Genomic DNA, 14,587 nt, shown 5'->3' with positions numbered 1-14,587 from the left:
TAAAGCTGCCCCAGCCAGCACCTGCTTGCGATGAATCAATGACACCGGTGTCAATTTAGTTTTGGTAAAGCCTGACGTTATTGAATATCGCGTCACGAGGCTTTGACTTGACGCCTGTTTGTCCATAACAAACAAATCGAAAATAACGCGACTCTCACGTCGTTACATATGACCGCAGCAGAGGGACAATATCGTGGGCTTAACCCTTGCCGTCACCACGGAACAAACCGCGGGCGAGACCCGCGTGGCCGCCACCCCGGACACGGTGAAGAAATGGACCTCGGCCGGCCTGACAGTGAAAATCCAGTCGGGCGCGGGCCTCAAGGCCTCGATCACTGACGAGGCCTTCACCGCCGCTGGCGCTACGATCGTCAAATCTGCCAAGGACGCACTCAAGGATGCCGATATCGTGCTCAAGGTGCGCGGCCCGGCAAAGGATGAGATCACCGCGCTGAAAGCCGGCGCCATTGTCATCGCCACGCTCGATCCCTACCGCGAAGCCGATACGCTGAAAGCGCTCGCTGACAAAGGCGCCTCGGCCTATGCCATGGAATTCGTGCCGCGCATCACCCGCGCTCAGGTGATGGACGTGCTGTCGTCGCAAGCCAATCTCGCCGGCTACCGCGCCGTCATCGAGGCCGCCCATGCCTATGGCAAGGCCTTCCCGATGATGATGACCGCCGCCGGCACGGTCGCCCCCGCCAAGGCCTTTATCATGGGCGTCGGCGTTGCCGGCCTGCAGGCCATCGCCACCGCCCGCCGGCTGGGCGCGGTCGTCACCGCCACCGATGTCCGTCCGGCGACCAAGGAACAGGTGGAGAGCCTGGGCGCCAAGTTCCTGGCGGTTGAGGACGAGGAATTCAAAAATGCCCAGACCGCCGGCGGCTACGCCAAGGAGATGTCGGCGGAATACAAGGCCAAGCAGGCCGCACTGACCGCTTCGCATATCGCCAAACAGGATATCGTCATCACCACAGCCCTGATCCCCGGCCGTCAGGCGCCAATCCTGGTGACGAAGGAGATGGTGGCCAGCATGAAGCCCGGCTCGGTGCTGATCGACCTCGCCGCCCCCCAGGGCGGCAATGTCGAAGGCTGCATCGCCGATCAGGTGGTGGATGTGAACGGGGTCAGGATCATCGGCGTCTCCAATATCGTCGCCTCCATCGCCGCCGATGCCTCCGCGCTATACGCCAAGAACCTGCAAGCCTTTGTCGGCCTGCTGATCGACAAGGACGGCCATCTGGCGCCGGACAGCGAAGATGAAATCCTCAAGGCCGCGCTGGTCACCTCAGGCGGTGCGATCGTTCACCCCAACCTGAAGAGTGCCTGATGGCCGTAGATTACGAACAAAAAGCCGCCGAATGGTACGAAGCGTGGAACGCGCGCGATGCGCAGAACATTTGCGATCTTTACGCCGATGATCTGGTTTTCACCTCGCCATTCATCCGCAAGCTTGGCCTGTCCGACGATGGCGCGCTGACCGACATCCAGGCCTTCTATGCCTATGTTTCCAATATGTTGCCGCGGATACCAAACCTGAAATATGAGCCGGTTGCCAACTGCCTGAGCGTGCAGGGCCATACGCTCGTTTATCGCAATCAGTCGAGCCACATCGTCACCGAGACCTTTGAATATGATGACCAAGGCCTGATCCGCCGGGCCACTGCCGCCTTCTCGACCGCTCCGATCAAGAGGAAAAACTATGGAAGCCGTTGATCCCACCATCTTCCGCCTGGCCATCTTCGTGCTGGCGATCTTTGTCGGTTACTATGTGGTCTGGAGCGTCACACCCGCTCTGCATACGCCGCTGATGGCGGTCACCAACGCCATTTCCTCGGTCATCATCGTCGGTGCCCTGATCGCCGCCGCGGCCCATGCCGATGGCGCAGGGATCGGCGTCTGGGTATCGAAAGGCGCCGGCGGCATCGCGTCGGCGCTGGCAGCCGTCAATATATTCGGCGGCTTCATGGTCACGCGCCGGATGCTGGCCATGTACAAGAAGAAGGAAAAGCCTCAGCCCTCAAGCAGCGAAGCGGTAGGGCAAAAAAATGTGAAAAAGGAGGCTGAATAATGGATTTCGCCAATATCTCCGCCCTTTCCTATCTCGTTTCGGGCGTCCTTTTCATTCTGGCTCTGCGCGGGCTTTCATCTCCTGAAACCAGCCGCAAGGGCAATCTCTACGGCATGATCGGTATGGCCATCGCCATCGGCGTTACCTTGCTGTCGCTCCTCGGCAAGGGCGATCTCGATCCGGTTACCATCGTCATCATCCTGTGCGGCATCGCGGTCGGCGGCATTGTCGGCATGACCATCGCGCAGAAGGTCTCCATGACCTCCATGCCGCAGCTCGTTGCCGCCTTCCACTCGCTGGTCGGCCTCGCCGCCTGCATGGTGGCGGTCGGCGCCCTCTATGCCCCGCAAGCCTTCGGCATCGATGACGGCGCCGGCGGTATCAAGGCGCAATCATTGATCGAACTGTCGCTCGGTGTGGCCATCGGCGCCATTACTTTCACCGGTTCGGTCATCGCCTTCGCCAAGCTCAATGGCAATATGTCCGGCGCACCGATCATCCTGCCGGCCCGTCATCTGATCAACATTGCCCTGGGCGTCGCCATCGTAGCGCTGATCGTTACCCTGATCGCCACCCACGGCCTGGCCACCTGGGCCTTCTGGGGCATCTTCCTGCTGGCCCTGGTGCTCGGCATCACCCTGATCATCCCGATCGGCGGCGCCGACATGCCGGTCGTCGTCTCCATGCTCAACTCCTATTCCGGCTGGGCGGCGGCGGCACTCGGTTTTACGCTGGAAAATATCGCCCTGATCATCACCGGCGCGCTGGTCGGCTCCTCTGGCGCCATTCTCAGCTACATCATGTGCAAGGGCATGAACCGCAACTTCTTCAGCGTCATCATGGGCGGCTTCGGCGGGGATACGGCCGCTGCCGCCGGTGGCAAGGTCGAAACGCGCCCGGTCAAGCAAGGCTCGGCCGACGACGCCGCCTTTATCATGAAGAACGCCTCCAAGGTCATAATCGTCCCCGGCTACGGCATGGCGGTCGCCCAGGCCCAGCACGCCCTGCGCGAAATGGCCGACAAGCTGAAGGAGGAAGGCGTGGAGGTGAAATACGCCATTCACCCCGTGGCCGGACGGATGCCGGGCCACATGAACGTCCTGCTGGCAGAAGCCAATGTGCCTTATGATGAGGTGTTCGAGCTGGAGGACATCAATTCCGAGTTCGCCACGGCAGATGTCGCCTTCGTCATCGGCGCCAATGACGTCACCAATCCGGCGGCCAAGACCGACCCAAGCTCCGCCATTTTCGGCATGCCGATCCTTGAGGTTGAGAAGGCGCGTACCATCCTCTTTATCAAACGCGGCATGTCGGCGGGCTATGCCGGCGTGGAAAACGAGCTGTTCTTCAAGGACAACACCATGATGCTCTTTGGGGATGCCAAGAAGATGGTCGAAGGCATTGTGAAGGGACTTTAAGCATCAGGACACGGCCGTCCGCAACCATTGCCCCGGCACGGGAAATGAAGGCGAAATACGGCCACCTGATGCCTTAAATTCCACACAATGGGCGATAAGTTTCAGCGGTAAGATTTTGGGGGATATCATGCACCGCCGCGCCCTTCTCGCTTCCGTCGTCGCTTTCCTAACCCTGCCGGCCCAGGCAGTGCCTGCCACGGAATCAAAAACCATTCCCGCTGAGAAATTTTTCCCTTTCCTCAGCAATTATTACAATCTGCCCCCTACAGAGCGTAGTCAATTCCGGCTTTCCTATCGCCTGATCATTCAGGGCGCTCAACCCGATCAGATCAGCCTGAAATTGACGGACGGTACACAAATCGTGCCGGACGGCCGTAATACCTTATCCCCCCTGCCAACATCGGCTCAGCTAAAGAACAGGGCGCAATTGACCTTTACGCGCCCCACTGGCGCGAAGTTCGGTGTGTCTCTCGATGTGATACCGAGCCAATTACCAGCCCCTACCCTTGATGCTCACAATCTGGCTCTTGCCGTAAACCAGGCCTCTGCAGGCGCCAAAAAAGCCGCCGGCCTGCTGGCCATGGCCGTACCTACTCTGGATCGCGTCGGTATATATGGCGTCAGTAGCGGGCAGGTACGGCTGGCCAATGGAGATATTCGCACCCTGCCGCTAACGCCTGCGGCAAAGGAAAAAAATGGTGCTTACAGTCCCGCCTATATCGCCTTTGTCCCTTCCGAGTGGCCAACCGCCGTCACCCTGACCTTCCCTGACATGCCGTCCCGTCTGCTGATCATGGACCGAAACTAGCCATTCCCCCCTTCTGAACTCAGCAAAAGGCTTTCGGATACGTTCAGCTACGGTTCAGCCTTAATTTTTTACAATACCGGACGTTATGATAGCTTCATAACAAAACTGTAGTGATGGTAACCATGTCCAAGCTGATGAAATCCCTGTCAAAAACCGCGTCCGGCCTGCTGGCCCTGAGCCTGACCAGCGCCCCCCTGGCGGCGACGCCCGTTCTGGCGCAAACCACCGCCAATGGTATCACCACACAGGAGGCCGCCGCTTCGGAAGCCTTTCCGGGCCTGAGGGGATTTCTAAACCTCCCGGCGGCCGATCGTAGCCAGCTGGCCATCTATTACGCCGTCCGCATCAAGCGCGCCGACCCGGCCGCTGTGAAGATCAGCATGGCCTATAATGGCCAGACTCTTCCCTTGCGCATCGCTCCGGATGGCCGCATCTCGCCCCTGCCGACGCGTGAACAACTGAATGGTGGTGCGCGCATTACGGTCAGCGGACCGGCCGGCGGCACCTATGCCATGAAGTTGCACGTCTATTCCCCGCAGCCCGATGGCAGAACCTACGATGCCGCCGCCCTGAATACCGGCATCAAGCAGGGCAATGCCGCCATGGGCAAGATCGCCGGGGCGCTGGCCCTGATGGTGCCGAAGCTCGACCGCGTATATTTTGTCGGTGGCGGCACCGGCGAGGCCGAACTGGCCAATGGTCAGAAGAAGCCCCTGCCCCGCACCACGACCTCCGGCGAATATCCCGCTGGAACGCCCTATTATGTGCCGTCAGAGATGAATGGCGCTGTCCGCCTGCATTTCAGCAGCACGGTCAGCCTGGCGCATTACGACAATGCCCCGAAATAGGCTCTAAACTTCCGCTTGCTGCGATTTCATCGCCTTCTGCGCCGTCATGTACATACCCAGCCAGCCACTGGCAGCGGCGCAGAGGCCGACGATCACCGGACACAGGATGAACAGGGTCGTCGTATAGGGCAGGTGCAGCAGGTCGATCCAGAAATAGGCCGTCAACAGGATGCCGGTCAGCCAGGCCGGAAACTGCCCGACCTTGCCCATCAGGGTTGCGAAATAGCCGCCGATCAGCGCCCCGACCGCCCAGGTGATGGGGATGATGATGAAGACCTGCCCGGCCACTGTCTTCATCAGTTCGGCCTTCTGCTCGGCATCGACCATGTAAAGGCCCGGCGGGAACGGGAAGAACTGATCGAGCACATATTTGGCGATCGTATAGACCAGCATGCCCAGCAGCAAGCCCGACAGCACGACCAGCACGACCATCAGCAGCTGACGCGTCTTGCCGTCATCCCATTCGCTGAGCCAGTCCTGGAAACGGGCGAACGACGATTTGGCCATAGGAATTTCCCCTCACCTCGATAGATCAGACATATAGATGTCCCTGTAGGGCTCATCGGTCAATGCCTTATTTCGGACGCAATCGCCCCCGGTCAGTCCTGCTGGCCAAATGCGAATTTCGGCGAGCGGCCGCCGTGCACCGCTCGCGGCTTGCCCTCGTCGTCAATGGCCACAAAGGTGAAGATACCCTCGGTCACGCGCTTCTTGTCCTCGCCTTCGCGCGGGCGGCGATAGGCATCGACCTTCATCTTCATCGAGGTGCGCCCCACGGAAATCACCTTGGCATAGACCGTCACCTCGTCTCCCACCTGCACCGGGGTGAGAAAGACCATGCCATCGACGGCGATGGTGGCCACCCGGCCGCGGGAGAGGCGCGCGGCGATATTGCCGGCCGCGAGGTCCATCTGCGACATCAGCCAGCCGCCGAAAATATCGCCCGACGGGTTGGTGTCGGCCGGCATCGCGGTGGTCAGTATGCCGAGGTCGGCGGGATCGGGCAGGTCGGAATGGTCGTGCGGGCTGTTAGCCATAATCAATCCTCAGATACAACTAAGGCGCTGAAAGCCGAGCCTTCAACGCCTTCGAAGCTTATTGTCAAATTCGCTGCGCCGCAACAGGCGCCGGGAACTTAGGCCTTGGCCGGACGCGCGGGCGAAGCGGAGGCGCCGCCTTCGCGCTGGATGCGCTTGCGGGCCAGCTTGCGGGCACGGCGAACAGCTTCCGCCTGCTGGCGGGCGCGCTTTTCGGAGGGCTTTTCGTAGTGTACGTGACGCTTCATTTCGCGGAAGGAACCTTCGCGCTGCATCTTCTTCTTCAGGGCCTTCAGGGCCTGGTCGACATTGTTGTCACGGACGAAAATCTGTACCAAAAGGTATCTCTCCATTCAGGGTTCGAAGGCCGGTGGGGAGGTGCGCCAGATGCCCGGCAGCGTTCCGTCAGCCAAATTGTGAAAAAGAAACTTACGCCCGCAAACCATAAGTCTGCAGGAAGATCGGCCTTGCCCATACATGAGGCGATCCGCCTTGTCCAGACAAAGCCCGCCTCAAAAGGGATTTTTGATCGGTTTTTTACTGTTTTTCTTTGCGGTCGAGACCTTTACGTCCTTCCGCGCTGCGACAATTTGTTGCCGAAATACCGCCCCTGCCCTCTTGGCGCGGTGCCTGACAGGGCCTATTGTAAGCCTCATGACCATGTCCGCCCCCCTTTCCGGCATCAAGGCTGCCGAATCCCGCCTGGCAAAGGCCGTGGCTGCCTATATCCCTGAGCTGGGCCTGAATCGCCAGAGCGTGGAGGCCGGCGCCTACAGCCTGGGGTTTGGCGACGGTGAGCGTGACCTGATCGCCCCGCATGGCGCCCCCGATATCGCCGCCATCCTGTGGCGCGGGCATGACGAGGTGCTGCTCACGCCCGAAACCGCCGAATCGCTGGCCGGCATGAAGATTCGCGAGAAGATCGGCTACCTGCTCAACCTGCGCCTCGATGAGGCCGCACAGGATGAGAAGCTGGCGAAGCGCCTGATGGGCTTCTTCGCCTTGCCCCAGAATGCCGCCCTCTATCATCGCCTGCTGTGGGAGACCGCCGGCACTATCTGGCGGCTGGCCGGCGATAAGGCGCTGGATGAAAACCATTATTCCAAGCGCCTGATCGTTTCCGGCATTATCACCACCGCCATGATGACACGCCTGTCGCGGGGGCGTGACGCGCAGCTGGAACAGATCGACCGCAATATCGAACAGGTCATGCAGTTCGAAAAGTTCAAGGCCAAACTGCCCGTCAAGCCGGAAGAGATCGCGCTCAACCTCGCCCGTACCCTGGGGCGCCTGAGATTCGGACACGACGCGGCATGACCGCTTTTCGCGCCTTGCTCGCCTGCGTCTGGCTGCTGTTTTCGCTGACGGCAACCGCAACGCCGAGTCTGGCTCAGGACAAGAATCTGGCTCAGGACAAGAATCAGGACATGTCCTGTCATATGGACGGCATGGCCATGAGCGGCATGAAGATGACCGATATGCCGGTCTCTCATCACAAGCCGAACGTTCCGGGCGATACGCAAACCGTCATGCCCTGCTGTAGCCAGCCCGTGCTGGCAGCCACGGCTGAGCCTGTCAGGCTGTTGTCGCGGCCTTTTGAAGTCACCCGCCTGATGCCAGCGCCGGCCGCGCCCCTGACCAGCCTGCCTTCACGCCTGGAACCGCGTCCTCCGAAACTAATTTGATGGAATAATCCTTTCCCATCAAACATTTTCAGGAGACAGCCTATGTCCCACCTAAAACGAACAACCGCCCTGGCGGTGCTTTTTGCGTTGTCCGCCGTGCCGGTCTGCGCCCAGGATACAACCAGCCCTTCCTCGCAAACCACGGATCACGATATGTCTGGCCACGATATGTCTGGCCACGACATGTCTGACATGGATATGTCCGATATGGACATGTCGCATATGGATCATATGAACATGGACGCCCCGCAGTCCGGTTGGCAGATCATGACCCACGCCACGCTGAATTTCGTGGCCGATAACCAGGAAGGTCCGCGCGGCGGTTCGAAAAACTTCGCCGAAGGTATGGTTATGGTCATGGCCTCGCGCAAGCTCGATGACCGCAATACGCTCGACCTCAACCTGATGCTTTCGCCCGATGCCTTCATGGGTAAGGGCGGCTATCCCCTTCTGCTACAGACCGGCGAAACCGCCGATGGCGAGCATCACCTGACCGACGCCCAGCATCCGCATGATTTTTTCATGGGCGCCACCGCCAAACTGACCCATCGCTTCGATGGCGACACCAGGGCCTTTGTGCTTGTCGGCTGGCCGGGTGAATTCGGCTTCGGCCCGACCGCCTTCATGCACCGCGCCTCGGGCGAGAACTTCCCGACCGCGCCGATCTCGCACCACTGGCTCGATTCCGGCCATATCAGCATGGGCGTGGTGACGGGTGGGCTCGCCAAAGGGCCTCTGCAGCTGGAGGTGACGCAATTCACTGGCCGCGAACCGGATCAGTACCGCTTCAATCTCGATACGCCGAAGCTTGATTCCACCTCTGTTCGCCTGACCTGGAGCCTGAATGAGGCCCTGACCGCCCAGGCCTCATGGGCGCACCAGATCAGCCCGGAACAATTGCATCCGGATGAGGACCTGCAACGCCGATCGATCAGCATCGACTATAACCACGCCTTCAGGGCCGGAACGCTCTATTCGACCCTGGCCTACGGACGCAAGGAGATCGAGCACAGCGAAGAAAAGGCCTCAGACGCCTTCCTCTTCGAGAACACCTTCAAATTTAATGAGAAATGGATGGCGCTCGGTCGTTATGAGCGTGTCTATAATGACGAACTGGTCGACACGGGCGCCTACTGGGTGGCCAAGACCGAAGTCGGCGCCATCCGCACCTTCAGACTGGCTCATAACATGACCCTCGGCCTGGGGCTGGTGCGTCAGTTCAATACAGTGCCGGACGCCCTGAAGTCGGTCTATGGCGACCATCCCAATGGCACGGTCGCCTTCCTGCAGTGGAAGCTGAACCCGATGTCAGGCCAGATGAAGATGTAACGAAAAACCCCGCCGGAGCAGGCTCCGGCGGGGTTTTGATTATCAGCGCTCAAATAGCTCAGGCGGCCAGATCGGCCTTTGCCTTGAGGCCTTCCAGGCCTGTCGCGGTCGAGGTGATGTTGACCTCGGAAATCGTATATTCCGACACGCCATTGGTGTGGAACGGATCACGGCGCAGCATGGTTTCGACGGCCTCACGGCTGCCTTCGGCGAAGATCATGCCGCCCGTGCGCGGAACGCGGCGGCCGGCGGCCAGGAACAGGCCGCTGGTGTAGCCTTCCTTCAGCCAGGCCATGTGCGCCTCGAGATGGCGATCGATTTCGTCATTGGGGACCGTGTAGGTCAGGGTGACAATAAACATAATGATTTCCTTTAACTTGGGCACATTTTGACCGGCCAGGGATCAAAAATCAATTCGCAACTGCAAAAAACGTGCCTGTGTGGCGTTTCAGGCCTTGATGCGATTGATGTGGCCCATCTTCCGGCCGGGACGCGGCTCGTCCTTGCCATAGACATAGAGACGGGCCTGCGGCTCGGCGGAGAGTTCCGGCCATTTCAGGATATCCGGCCCCAGCAGATTGGTCATTTCGACCGTGCAACGGGCAGTGGTATCGCCCAGCGGCCAGCCGGTGACGGCGCGGATGTGCTGTTCGAACTGGTCGCACAGGCAGCCGTCCTGGGTCCAGTGACCGGAATTATGGACGCGGGGCGCGATCTCGTTCAGCAGCAGGTCGTCGCCGGGCAGGACAAACAGTTCCACCGCCAGCACGCCAACATAGTCAAGGCCTTCCAGCACCTTGCGGGCGATCTCGTGCGCCGCCGCGCTGACCGCTTCGGAGACCTGCGCCGGTGCCAGGGTGGTCGACAGGATACCACCGACATGGTGGTTTTCGCCGATCGGGAAGGTCCGGACCTCGCCGTTCCAGCCGCGCGCCGCCACTACCGAGATTTCGCGGGTAAAGCTGGCCTTTGCCTCCAGGATCGACGGGCGGCCATTCAGCGAGTCATAGGCGGCGGGGGCCTCTTCCAGGCTTCTGATCCACACCTGGCCCTTGCCGTCATAGCCTTCACGGCGCGTCTTCAACAGGGCCGGCAGGCCGGACTTGGCCAGCGCGTCTTGCAGATCAGTCAGGCTGTTGATTTCGTAGAAATCGACCGTGCCGATACCGGCCTCACGCGCGAAGCTTTTTTCCAGCACGCGATCCTGGGTGATGCGCAGCGCCTTGGAAGACGGCGCCACCACGGCGCCCTTGCCGGTCAGGAAATCGAGGCTGGCGGCAGGAACGTTTTCGAATTCGAAGGTGATGACATCGCAGCCTTCGGCCAGGCGGGCCAGCACGGCCTCGTCCGTATAGGCCGCCACCTTGGAGGCCAGCGACACCTGGGCGGCGGGCGATCCGACATCCGGCCCGAAGGTCACGACCTTGAATCCTAGGCGCGAGGCGGCCTGCGAAAGCATCCGGCCGAGCTGGCCATCACCGAGAATACCGATCGTGCTGCCGAGCGGCAGAGGGGATTGCAACATCTTTAATCTTCTACTGTGTCAGGAACGCTGTCCGTCTGTGCCTGGCGCAGGGCTTCGATGCGCCCGGCCAGTTCAGGATCGTTCAGCGCCAGGATCTGCGCCGCCAGCAGGCCGGCGTTCTTCGCGCCCGCTTCGCCGACTGCCAACGTACCCACCGGCACGCCGCCTGGCATCTGGACGATGGACAGCAGGGAATCGATGCCCTTCAGCCCGTCACGCACCGGCACTGGCACGCCCAGCACCGGCAGGGTAGTCATGGAGGCCGTCATACCGGGCAGGTGCGCCGCCCCACCGGCGCCGGCGATGATCACCTTGAAACCGGCGGCCCTGGCGCCCGTGGCGAATTCGTACAGACGCTGCGGCGTGCGGTGCGCCGAGACGACACGCGAGACATGGCTGACGCCCAGTTGTTCAAGGATGGTGGCGGCGGCCTTCATCACGGACCAGTCGGAACGCGAACCCATGATGATGGCGACCTGCGGCATTTCAGCCATGTTAGAATTCCTTGAATAGACGGGAAAAAGCGGGCGGTTCAGGAAAGGCGCGGAGTATAGTCAGAAGCTTCCGTACTGCAAGCCCCTCTCTGCTGTGCAAAAAAACAAGCCTTTTATCCCCTGAAAGCCAGGCTTTTTTGCCCGGATATACCCTGTCATCCCACAGAAATGCTTGGTTAATCGAGGGTGTCGCGCATTGCGCCGGGCGCCCTTCCATGCTTTGATAAGCCGCTCAATGACCAGTGCTACTATCATCAGACTATCGGACCGAATGGGACTCGATTCGCACCTGCAAAATACCGAAGAGACGTCGGAAACCGGCCAGACCGCGCCCGCCGCGGAGCGGCCGGCGCGCGCCACCACGGCTTCCATGCAGAGCCTGCTCGCCCATTATTTCGAGACCAATCCGCCCGTTCAGGACACGGCGCCTTTCGAGGCCGTCCGCCTTGATGCCCTAAGTACGCCAGTGAGTGCGCCCACGGGTTCACCTTCTGCCCAGGCCCAGCAGCCGGAAGAGACGTCTGCCGCGCCTTCACAGGATTGGCCGGCCTCGGCGCAAACCCTGATCGATTCGCTGCGCCAGGAAAACGAGCGCCTGCGCGAACAGCTCAGGGAACAGACCCTTCAACTGCAAAACGCGCAGGGCCTGGCTGACAGCGACGTGCTGACCCCTACCCTCAACCGCCGCGCCTTCCTGCGCGAAATGCAGCGCGCCATGGCCGATTGCCGCCGCTACGGTGAGGATGCCTGCCTGATCTTCCTCGATATGGATGGCTTCAAGAGCATCAATGACGCCCACGGCCACGCGGCGGGCGATGCCGCCCTGATCTATGTCGCGCAGACCCTGAATGCCAGCGTGCGCGAAGGCGACAGCGTCGGGCGGATCGGCGGCGATGAATTCGCCATCCTGCTGCGCCGGGCCGATCTGCAATCCTCACGCATCAAGGCGATGAAGCTGGAAGCCGAGCTGATGATGGGGACGTTCGAATATGGCGGCCTGCATCTGAAGACCGGCGGCTCCTTCGGCGTACGCGCCTATGCCGGTCAGGCCTCGGCCGAATCCTGGCTGAGCGAGGCCGATGCCGCCATGTTCCTGGTCAAGAAATCGTCGCGCTGATCATCGGCCCTTGTTACCGGGAAGAAGATGTTACCGGGAAGAAGATGACGCCGATGAGGAAGCCCCTTCAACGCCCGGCAAGGCGCTATCGACCGGGGGCGGAGTCGGGCTCTTGTCCGCCATCCACGAAGAACAGCCCGCCAGCATCGCCAGAAAGTTTAAGGCCGCCAGAACCGGAACATATCTCTTTCGCATATCGCACCTGAAAATAAAAAAAGCCGGAGGATATCTCCGGCTTTTTTTGATCAATAGGAAGACGAACTGCTGGCGGTGCTCGACGAAGTCACCGTGCCGTCCGGCGAGACGGAGCTGGTGGTCGTCTGGGTCGAGGCACCGGTGACCGCCCCATCGGTCGAAGTGACCGTGCTGGTCGTGGTGGTGGTCTCGGAGCCGGACGCGCAAGCCACGAGCGTGCTGGCCAGGGCGATCAGGGCGGCGGCGGATGCAGACTGGATAAAGGTTTTACGCATGACGGGATTCCTTCATTCATTGTGAAACCGAACCGGGCTCTGCGCCGTCCGGCCCCTGAAATCTGAGCCACAAATCGCAAAATCGCAGCGCGTTTGCGCGCCGCATTCCATAAAGGAGTGGTGTTAACCTTACGTCACAAAACCGGTCTCAGAAGGAGAACAGCCGCTTGTGTTCTTCGGTGGCAAAGGCATCCGTCATGCCGGCGATATAGTCGCAGATCACACGGGCCCGCGCGGTTTCCGTATCCTTCGAACAGACGCGCTGGAACCAGTCAGTCGGCAGGGTATCCGGTTCGGCCATGAAGAGACTGAACATCTCGTTCAGTATGCGCTTGGCGTGGCTGCGCGTGCGGTTAAGCTTGTAATGCTTGTACATGCGCTCGAACAGGAAGCCGCGCAGGCGTGAAAGGTCGTCATAGACCGGTTTCGAGAAGGCGACCATCGGCCGGCGCGCCAGACGCACGTCCTCACCCGTATGGATACCGTCCGCCAGAAGCCGGCGGGCGGTTTCAGCCATCACATCCTTCATCATCAGGCCGATCATGCGGCGCACGCCTTCCAGGCGCAGCAGCCGGCGGTCGATTGACGGCCAGTCCTTTTGCACCGAAACCAGAGCTGGGCCGATCAGTGGCACCTCCAGCAGATCCTCGATGGTGAAAAGTTCGGCACGCAGACCGTCATCGACATCGTGGTTGTTATAGGCGATGTCGTCAGCAATCGCCGCACACTGGGCTTCCATGGAGGCAAAGGTATCCGGCCTCAGGTCCCACTGGGCATTGAAATCAACGATGGATTTCCACGACGGCTCAGCCATGTGATGCGTGACCGGTCCGTTGTGCTTGATAACGCCCTCCAGTGTTTCCCATGTCAGGTTCAGCCCCTCGAAAGCCGGATAGCGCACCTCCAGCCGGGTGATGACGCGGAAGGTCTGGACATTGTGATCGAAGCCGCCCCAGGGCTTCATGCAGTCATGAAGCTGGTCCTCGCCGGCATGGCCGAAGGGCGGGTGACCGAGATCGTGCGACAGGGCGATGGTCTCCGCCAGGTCCTCGTCCAGCGCCAGCGAATGGGCCAGCGAGCGGGCAATCTGCGCCACCTCCAGGCTGTGGGTCAGGCGGGTGCGGAAATAGTCACCCTCATTGGCCACAAAGACCTGGGTCTTGCCTTTCAGGCGCCGGAAGGCGGTCGAATGGATGATGCGGTCGCGGTCGCGGGCATAGGCCGTACGCGTGGCGCTTTCCGCTTCAGGATAGAGACGGCCGAGGCTCTTTTCGACATCGCAGGCAAAGGGGGCCAGGGGCTTCATGATCTCTCCACACGCAGTTTAACGGTTGGCTATACTGATTTCCCTAAAAAATCTTCGGAAAATATGGCCTTAGGGGCTGATTTTGCCGCCGAATGCGCCCATATTGCCGCCATGAGCCACAATATCACCCTCACCGCCTCCGCCGCGAAACATCTCAATGCCCTGAGCCATGACGCCGGTCATCCGGTCATGTTGCGTGTCATGGTCGAGGGCGGCGGCTGCTCCGGCTTCCAGTATGTGCTCGACCTGACCGACGCGGCAAACCCGGATGAGAGCCGGATCGAGCATGACGGCGCCACGGCCCTGGTCGATGAGGTTTCCGCCCCTCTGATGGCCGGTTCAATGATTGATTATGTCGAGGAACTGGTCGGTTCGCAGTTCAAGATCCTGAATCCGCTGGCCGTGGCTTCCTGCGGTTGCGGCACCAGCTTTTCGCTGTAAGAAATTCAGATCTGCCGGTCATTCAACCGTTGAGGATG

At 60.5% G+C, this 14,587-nt stretch carries 19 protein-coding genes; 11 read left to right on the top strand and 8 right to left on the bottom strand.

Annotated elements, in window-relative coordinates; genetic code table 11:
* Positions 1 to 193 precede the first annotated feature (193 nt).
* From QM647_RS07230 to QM647_RS07205, 6 genes are all read left to right on the top strand, one after another.
* Positions 194 to 1,330, top strand: a complete 1,137-nt coding sequence (locus tag QM647_RS07230) for a Re/Si-specific NAD(P)(+) transhydrogenase subunit alpha (RefSeq protein ID WP_414994835.1) — start codon at positions 194 to 196, stop codon at positions 1,328 to 1,330.
* On the top strand, positions 1,330 to 1,716 hold the full coding sequence (locus tag QM647_RS07225; RefSeq protein ID WP_414994834.1) for a nuclear transport factor 2 family protein: 387 nt from the start codon (positions 1,330 to 1,332) through the stop codon (positions 1,714 to 1,716). The genes QM647_RS07230 and QM647_RS07225 overlap by 1 nt, the downstream gene beginning before the upstream one ends.
* Entirely contained in the window at positions 1,703 to 2,071 is a 369-nt protein-coding gene (locus QM647_RS07220; RefSeq protein WP_414994833.1) for an NAD(P) transhydrogenase subunit alpha, read from the top strand. The genes QM647_RS07225 and QM647_RS07220 overlap by 14 nt, the downstream gene beginning before the upstream one ends.
* Entirely contained in the window at positions 2,071 to 3,489 is a 1,419-nt protein-coding gene (locus QM647_RS07215) for an NAD(P)(+) transhydrogenase (Re/Si-specific) subunit beta (RefSeq protein ID WP_414994832.1), read from the top strand. Before QM647_RS07220 ends, QM647_RS07215 begins: the two co-directional genes overlap by 1 nt.
* 127 nt (positions 3,490 to 3,616) lie before the next feature.
* A complete protein-coding gene (locus tag QM647_RS07210) occupies positions 3,617 to 4,297 on the top strand; it encodes a hypothetical protein (RefSeq protein ID WP_414994831.1) in 681 nt (226 codons plus the stop codon).
* A 122-nt stretch (positions 4,298 to 4,419) separates the two neighbouring features.
* Positions 4,420 to 5,145: a hypothetical protein gene (locus QM647_RS07205; RefSeq protein ID WP_414994830.1), complete on the top strand. Its 726-nt coding sequence runs from the start codon at positions 4,420 to 4,422 to the stop codon at positions 5,143 to 5,145.
* Between the two features lie 3 nt (positions 5,146 to 5,148).
* On the opposite strand, the gene QM647_RS07200 is transcribed toward QM647_RS07205, so the two are convergent.
* From QM647_RS07200 to rpsU, 3 genes are all read right to left on the bottom strand, one after another.
* Positions 5,149 to 5,652, bottom strand: a complete 504-nt coding sequence (locus QM647_RS07200; RefSeq protein WP_414994829.1) for a hypothetical protein — start codon at positions 5,650 to 5,652, stop codon at positions 5,149 to 5,151.
* Between the two features lie 92 nt (positions 5,653 to 5,744).
* Positions 5,745 to 6,182, bottom strand: a complete 438-nt coding sequence (locus QM647_RS07195; protein WP_414994828.1) for an acyl-CoA thioesterase — start codon at positions 6,180 to 6,182, stop codon at positions 5,745 to 5,747.
* A gap of 98 nt (positions 6,183 to 6,280) precedes the next feature.
* A complete protein-coding gene (gene rpsU / locus QM647_RS07190; protein WP_414994827.1) occupies positions 6,281 to 6,520 on the bottom strand; it encodes a 30S ribosomal protein S21 in 240 nt (79 codons plus the stop codon).
* Positions 6,521 to 6,836: 316 nt separating this feature from the next.
* On the opposite strand from rpsU, the gene QM647_RS07185 reads away from it, so the two are divergent.
* From QM647_RS07185 to QM647_RS07175, 3 genes are read left to right on the top strand one after another with little or no spacing between them, the layout of a single operon-like run.
* Complete coding sequence (locus QM647_RS07185) at positions 6,837 to 7,499, top strand: COQ9 family protein (protein WP_414994826.1); 663 nt, start codon at positions 6,837 to 6,839, stop codon at positions 7,497 to 7,499.
* Positions 7,496 to 7,867 (top strand): hypothetical protein, encoded by a 372-nt coding sequence (locus QM647_RS07180; protein ID WP_414994825.1) that lies wholly within the window; start codon positions 7,496 to 7,498, stop codon positions 7,865 to 7,867. The genes QM647_RS07185 and QM647_RS07180 overlap by 4 nt, the downstream gene beginning before the upstream one ends.
* Before the next feature lie 42 nt (positions 7,868 to 7,909).
* Complete coding sequence (locus tag QM647_RS07175) at positions 7,910 to 9,196, top strand: hypothetical protein (RefSeq protein WP_414994824.1); 1,287 nt, start codon at positions 7,910 to 7,912, stop codon at positions 9,194 to 9,196.
* Positions 9,197 to 9,254: 58 nt separating this feature from the next.
* Here QM647_RS07175 and QM647_RS07170 read toward each other — a convergent pair whose 3' ends face one another.
* From QM647_RS07170 to purE, 3 genes are all read right to left on the bottom strand, one after another.
* On the bottom strand, positions 9,255 to 9,557 hold the full coding sequence (locus tag QM647_RS07170) for a YciI family protein (RefSeq protein WP_414994823.1): 303 nt from the start codon (positions 9,555 to 9,557) through the stop codon (positions 9,255 to 9,257).
* 87 nt (positions 9,558 to 9,644) lie between these two features.
* Positions 9,645 to 10,721, bottom strand: a complete 1,077-nt coding sequence (locus QM647_RS07165; RefSeq protein ID WP_414994822.1) for a 5-(carboxyamino)imidazole ribonucleotide synthase — start codon at positions 10,719 to 10,721, stop codon at positions 9,645 to 9,647.
* 2 nt (positions 10,722 to 10,723) lie between these two features.
* The gene (purE, locus tag QM647_RS07160) at positions 10,724 to 11,215 is read right to left on the bottom strand and encodes a 5-(carboxyamino)imidazole ribonucleotide mutase (RefSeq protein ID WP_414994821.1); all 492 of its coding nucleotides are present in this window, start codon (positions 11,213 to 11,215) and stop codon (positions 10,724 to 10,726) included.
* A gap of 235 nt (positions 11,216 to 11,450) precedes the next feature.
* Here purE and QM647_RS07155 point away from each other — a divergent pair, with 235 nt between their 5' ends.
* On the top strand, positions 11,451 to 12,332 hold the full coding sequence (locus QM647_RS07155; protein WP_414994820.1) for a GGDEF domain-containing protein: 882 nt from the start codon (positions 11,451 to 11,453) through the stop codon (positions 12,330 to 12,332).
* A 245-nt stretch (positions 12,333 to 12,577) separates the two neighbouring features.
* Here QM647_RS07155 and QM647_RS07150 read toward each other — a convergent pair whose 3' ends face one another.
* Positions 12,578 to 12,802 carry a hypothetical protein gene (locus QM647_RS07150; RefSeq protein WP_414994819.1) on the bottom strand — a complete coding sequence of 75 codons (225 nt, stop codon included), beginning with the start codon at positions 12,800 to 12,802 and terminating at the stop codon, positions 12,578 to 12,580.
* Positions 12,803 to 12,950: 148 nt separating this feature from the next.
* A complete protein-coding gene (locus tag QM647_RS07145; protein WP_414994818.1) occupies positions 12,951 to 14,108 on the bottom strand; it encodes a deoxyguanosinetriphosphate triphosphohydrolase in 1,158 nt (385 codons plus the stop codon).
* A gap of 63 nt (positions 14,109 to 14,171) precedes the next feature.
* Here QM647_RS07145 and QM647_RS07140 point away from each other — a divergent pair, with 63 nt between their 5' ends.
* Positions 14,172 to 14,549, top strand: a complete 378-nt coding sequence (locus QM647_RS07140) for a HesB/IscA family protein (protein ID WP_414994817.1) — start codon at positions 14,172 to 14,174, stop codon at positions 14,547 to 14,549.
* Positions 14,550 to 14,587: the final 38 nt, after the last annotated feature.

The sequence above is a fragment of the Asticcacaulis sp. genome (assembly GCF_047605585.1).
Classification (GTDB): Bacteria; Pseudomonadota; Alphaproteobacteria; order Caulobacterales; family Caulobacteraceae; genus Asticcacaulis.
Note: the sequence above shows the minus strand (reverse complement) of the source record. Positions and strands in the feature narration are given on the sequence as shown.

What these genes read in the sequence shown, in the direction of transcription:
- purE (WP_414994821.1), bottom strand. Translation starts at nt 11,215, where the DNA reads ATGGCTGAAATGCCGCAGGTCGCCATCATCATGGGTTCGCGTTCCGAC.
- QM647_RS07175 (WP_414994824.1), top strand. Translation starts at nt 7,910, where the DNA reads ATGTCCCACCTAAAACGAACAACCGCCCTGGCGGTGCTTTTTGCGTTG.
- QM647_RS07200 (WP_414994829.1), bottom strand. Translation starts at nt 5,652, where the DNA reads ATGGCCAAATCGTCGTTCGCCCGTTTCCAGGACTGGCTCAGCGAATGG.
- QM647_RS07150 (WP_414994819.1), bottom strand. Translation starts at nt 12,802, where the DNA reads ATGCGTAAAACCTTTATCCAGTCTGCATCCGCCGCCGCCCTGATCGCC.
- QM647_RS07145 (WP_414994818.1), bottom strand. Translation starts at nt 14,108, where the DNA reads ATGAAGCCCCTGGCCCCCTTTGCCTGCGATGTCGAAAAGAGCCTCGGC.
- QM647_RS07205 (WP_414994830.1), top strand. Translation starts at nt 4,420, where the DNA reads ATGTCCAAGCTGATGAAATCCCTGTCAAAAACCGCGTCCGGCCTGCTG.
- QM647_RS07195 (WP_414994828.1), bottom strand. Translation starts at nt 6,182, where the DNA reads ATGGCTAACAGCCCGCACGACCATTCCGACCTGCCCGATCCCGCCGAC.
- QM647_RS07155 (WP_414994820.1), top strand. Translation starts at nt 11,451, where the DNA reads ATGACCAGTGCTACTATCATCAGACTATCGGACCGAATGGGACTCGAT.
- QM647_RS07215 (WP_414994832.1), top strand. Translation starts at nt 2,071, where the DNA reads ATGGATTTCGCCAATATCTCCGCCCTTTCCTATCTCGTTTCGGGCGTC.
- QM647_RS07170 (WP_414994823.1), bottom strand. Translation starts at nt 9,557, where the DNA reads ATGTTTATTGTCACCCTGACCTACACGGTCCCCAATGACGAAATCGAT.
- QM647_RS07220 (WP_414994833.1), top strand. Translation starts at nt 1,703, where the DNA reads ATGGAAGCCGTTGATCCCACCATCTTCCGCCTGGCCATCTTCGTGCTG.
- QM647_RS07210 (WP_414994831.1), top strand. Translation starts at nt 3,617, where the DNA reads ATGCACCGCCGCGCCCTTCTCGCTTCCGTCGTCGCTTTCCTAACCCTG.
- QM647_RS07140 (WP_414994817.1), top strand. Translation starts at nt 14,172, where the DNA reads ATGGCCTTAGGGGCTGATTTTGCCGCCGAATGCGCCCATATTGCCGCC.
- QM647_RS07165 (WP_414994822.1), bottom strand. Translation starts at nt 10,721, where the DNA reads ATGTTGCAATCCCCTCTGCCGCTCGGCAGCACGATCGGTATTCTCGGT.
- QM647_RS07225 (WP_414994834.1), top strand. Translation starts at nt 1,330, where the DNA reads ATGGCCGTAGATTACGAACAAAAAGCCGCCGAATGGTACGAAGCGTGG.
- QM647_RS07185 (WP_414994826.1), top strand. Translation starts at nt 6,837, where the DNA reads ATGACCATGTCCGCCCCCCTTTCCGGCATCAAGGCTGCCGAATCCCGC.
- QM647_RS07180 (WP_414994825.1), top strand. Translation starts at nt 7,496, where the DNA reads ATGACCGCTTTTCGCGCCTTGCTCGCCTGCGTCTGGCTGCTGTTTTCG.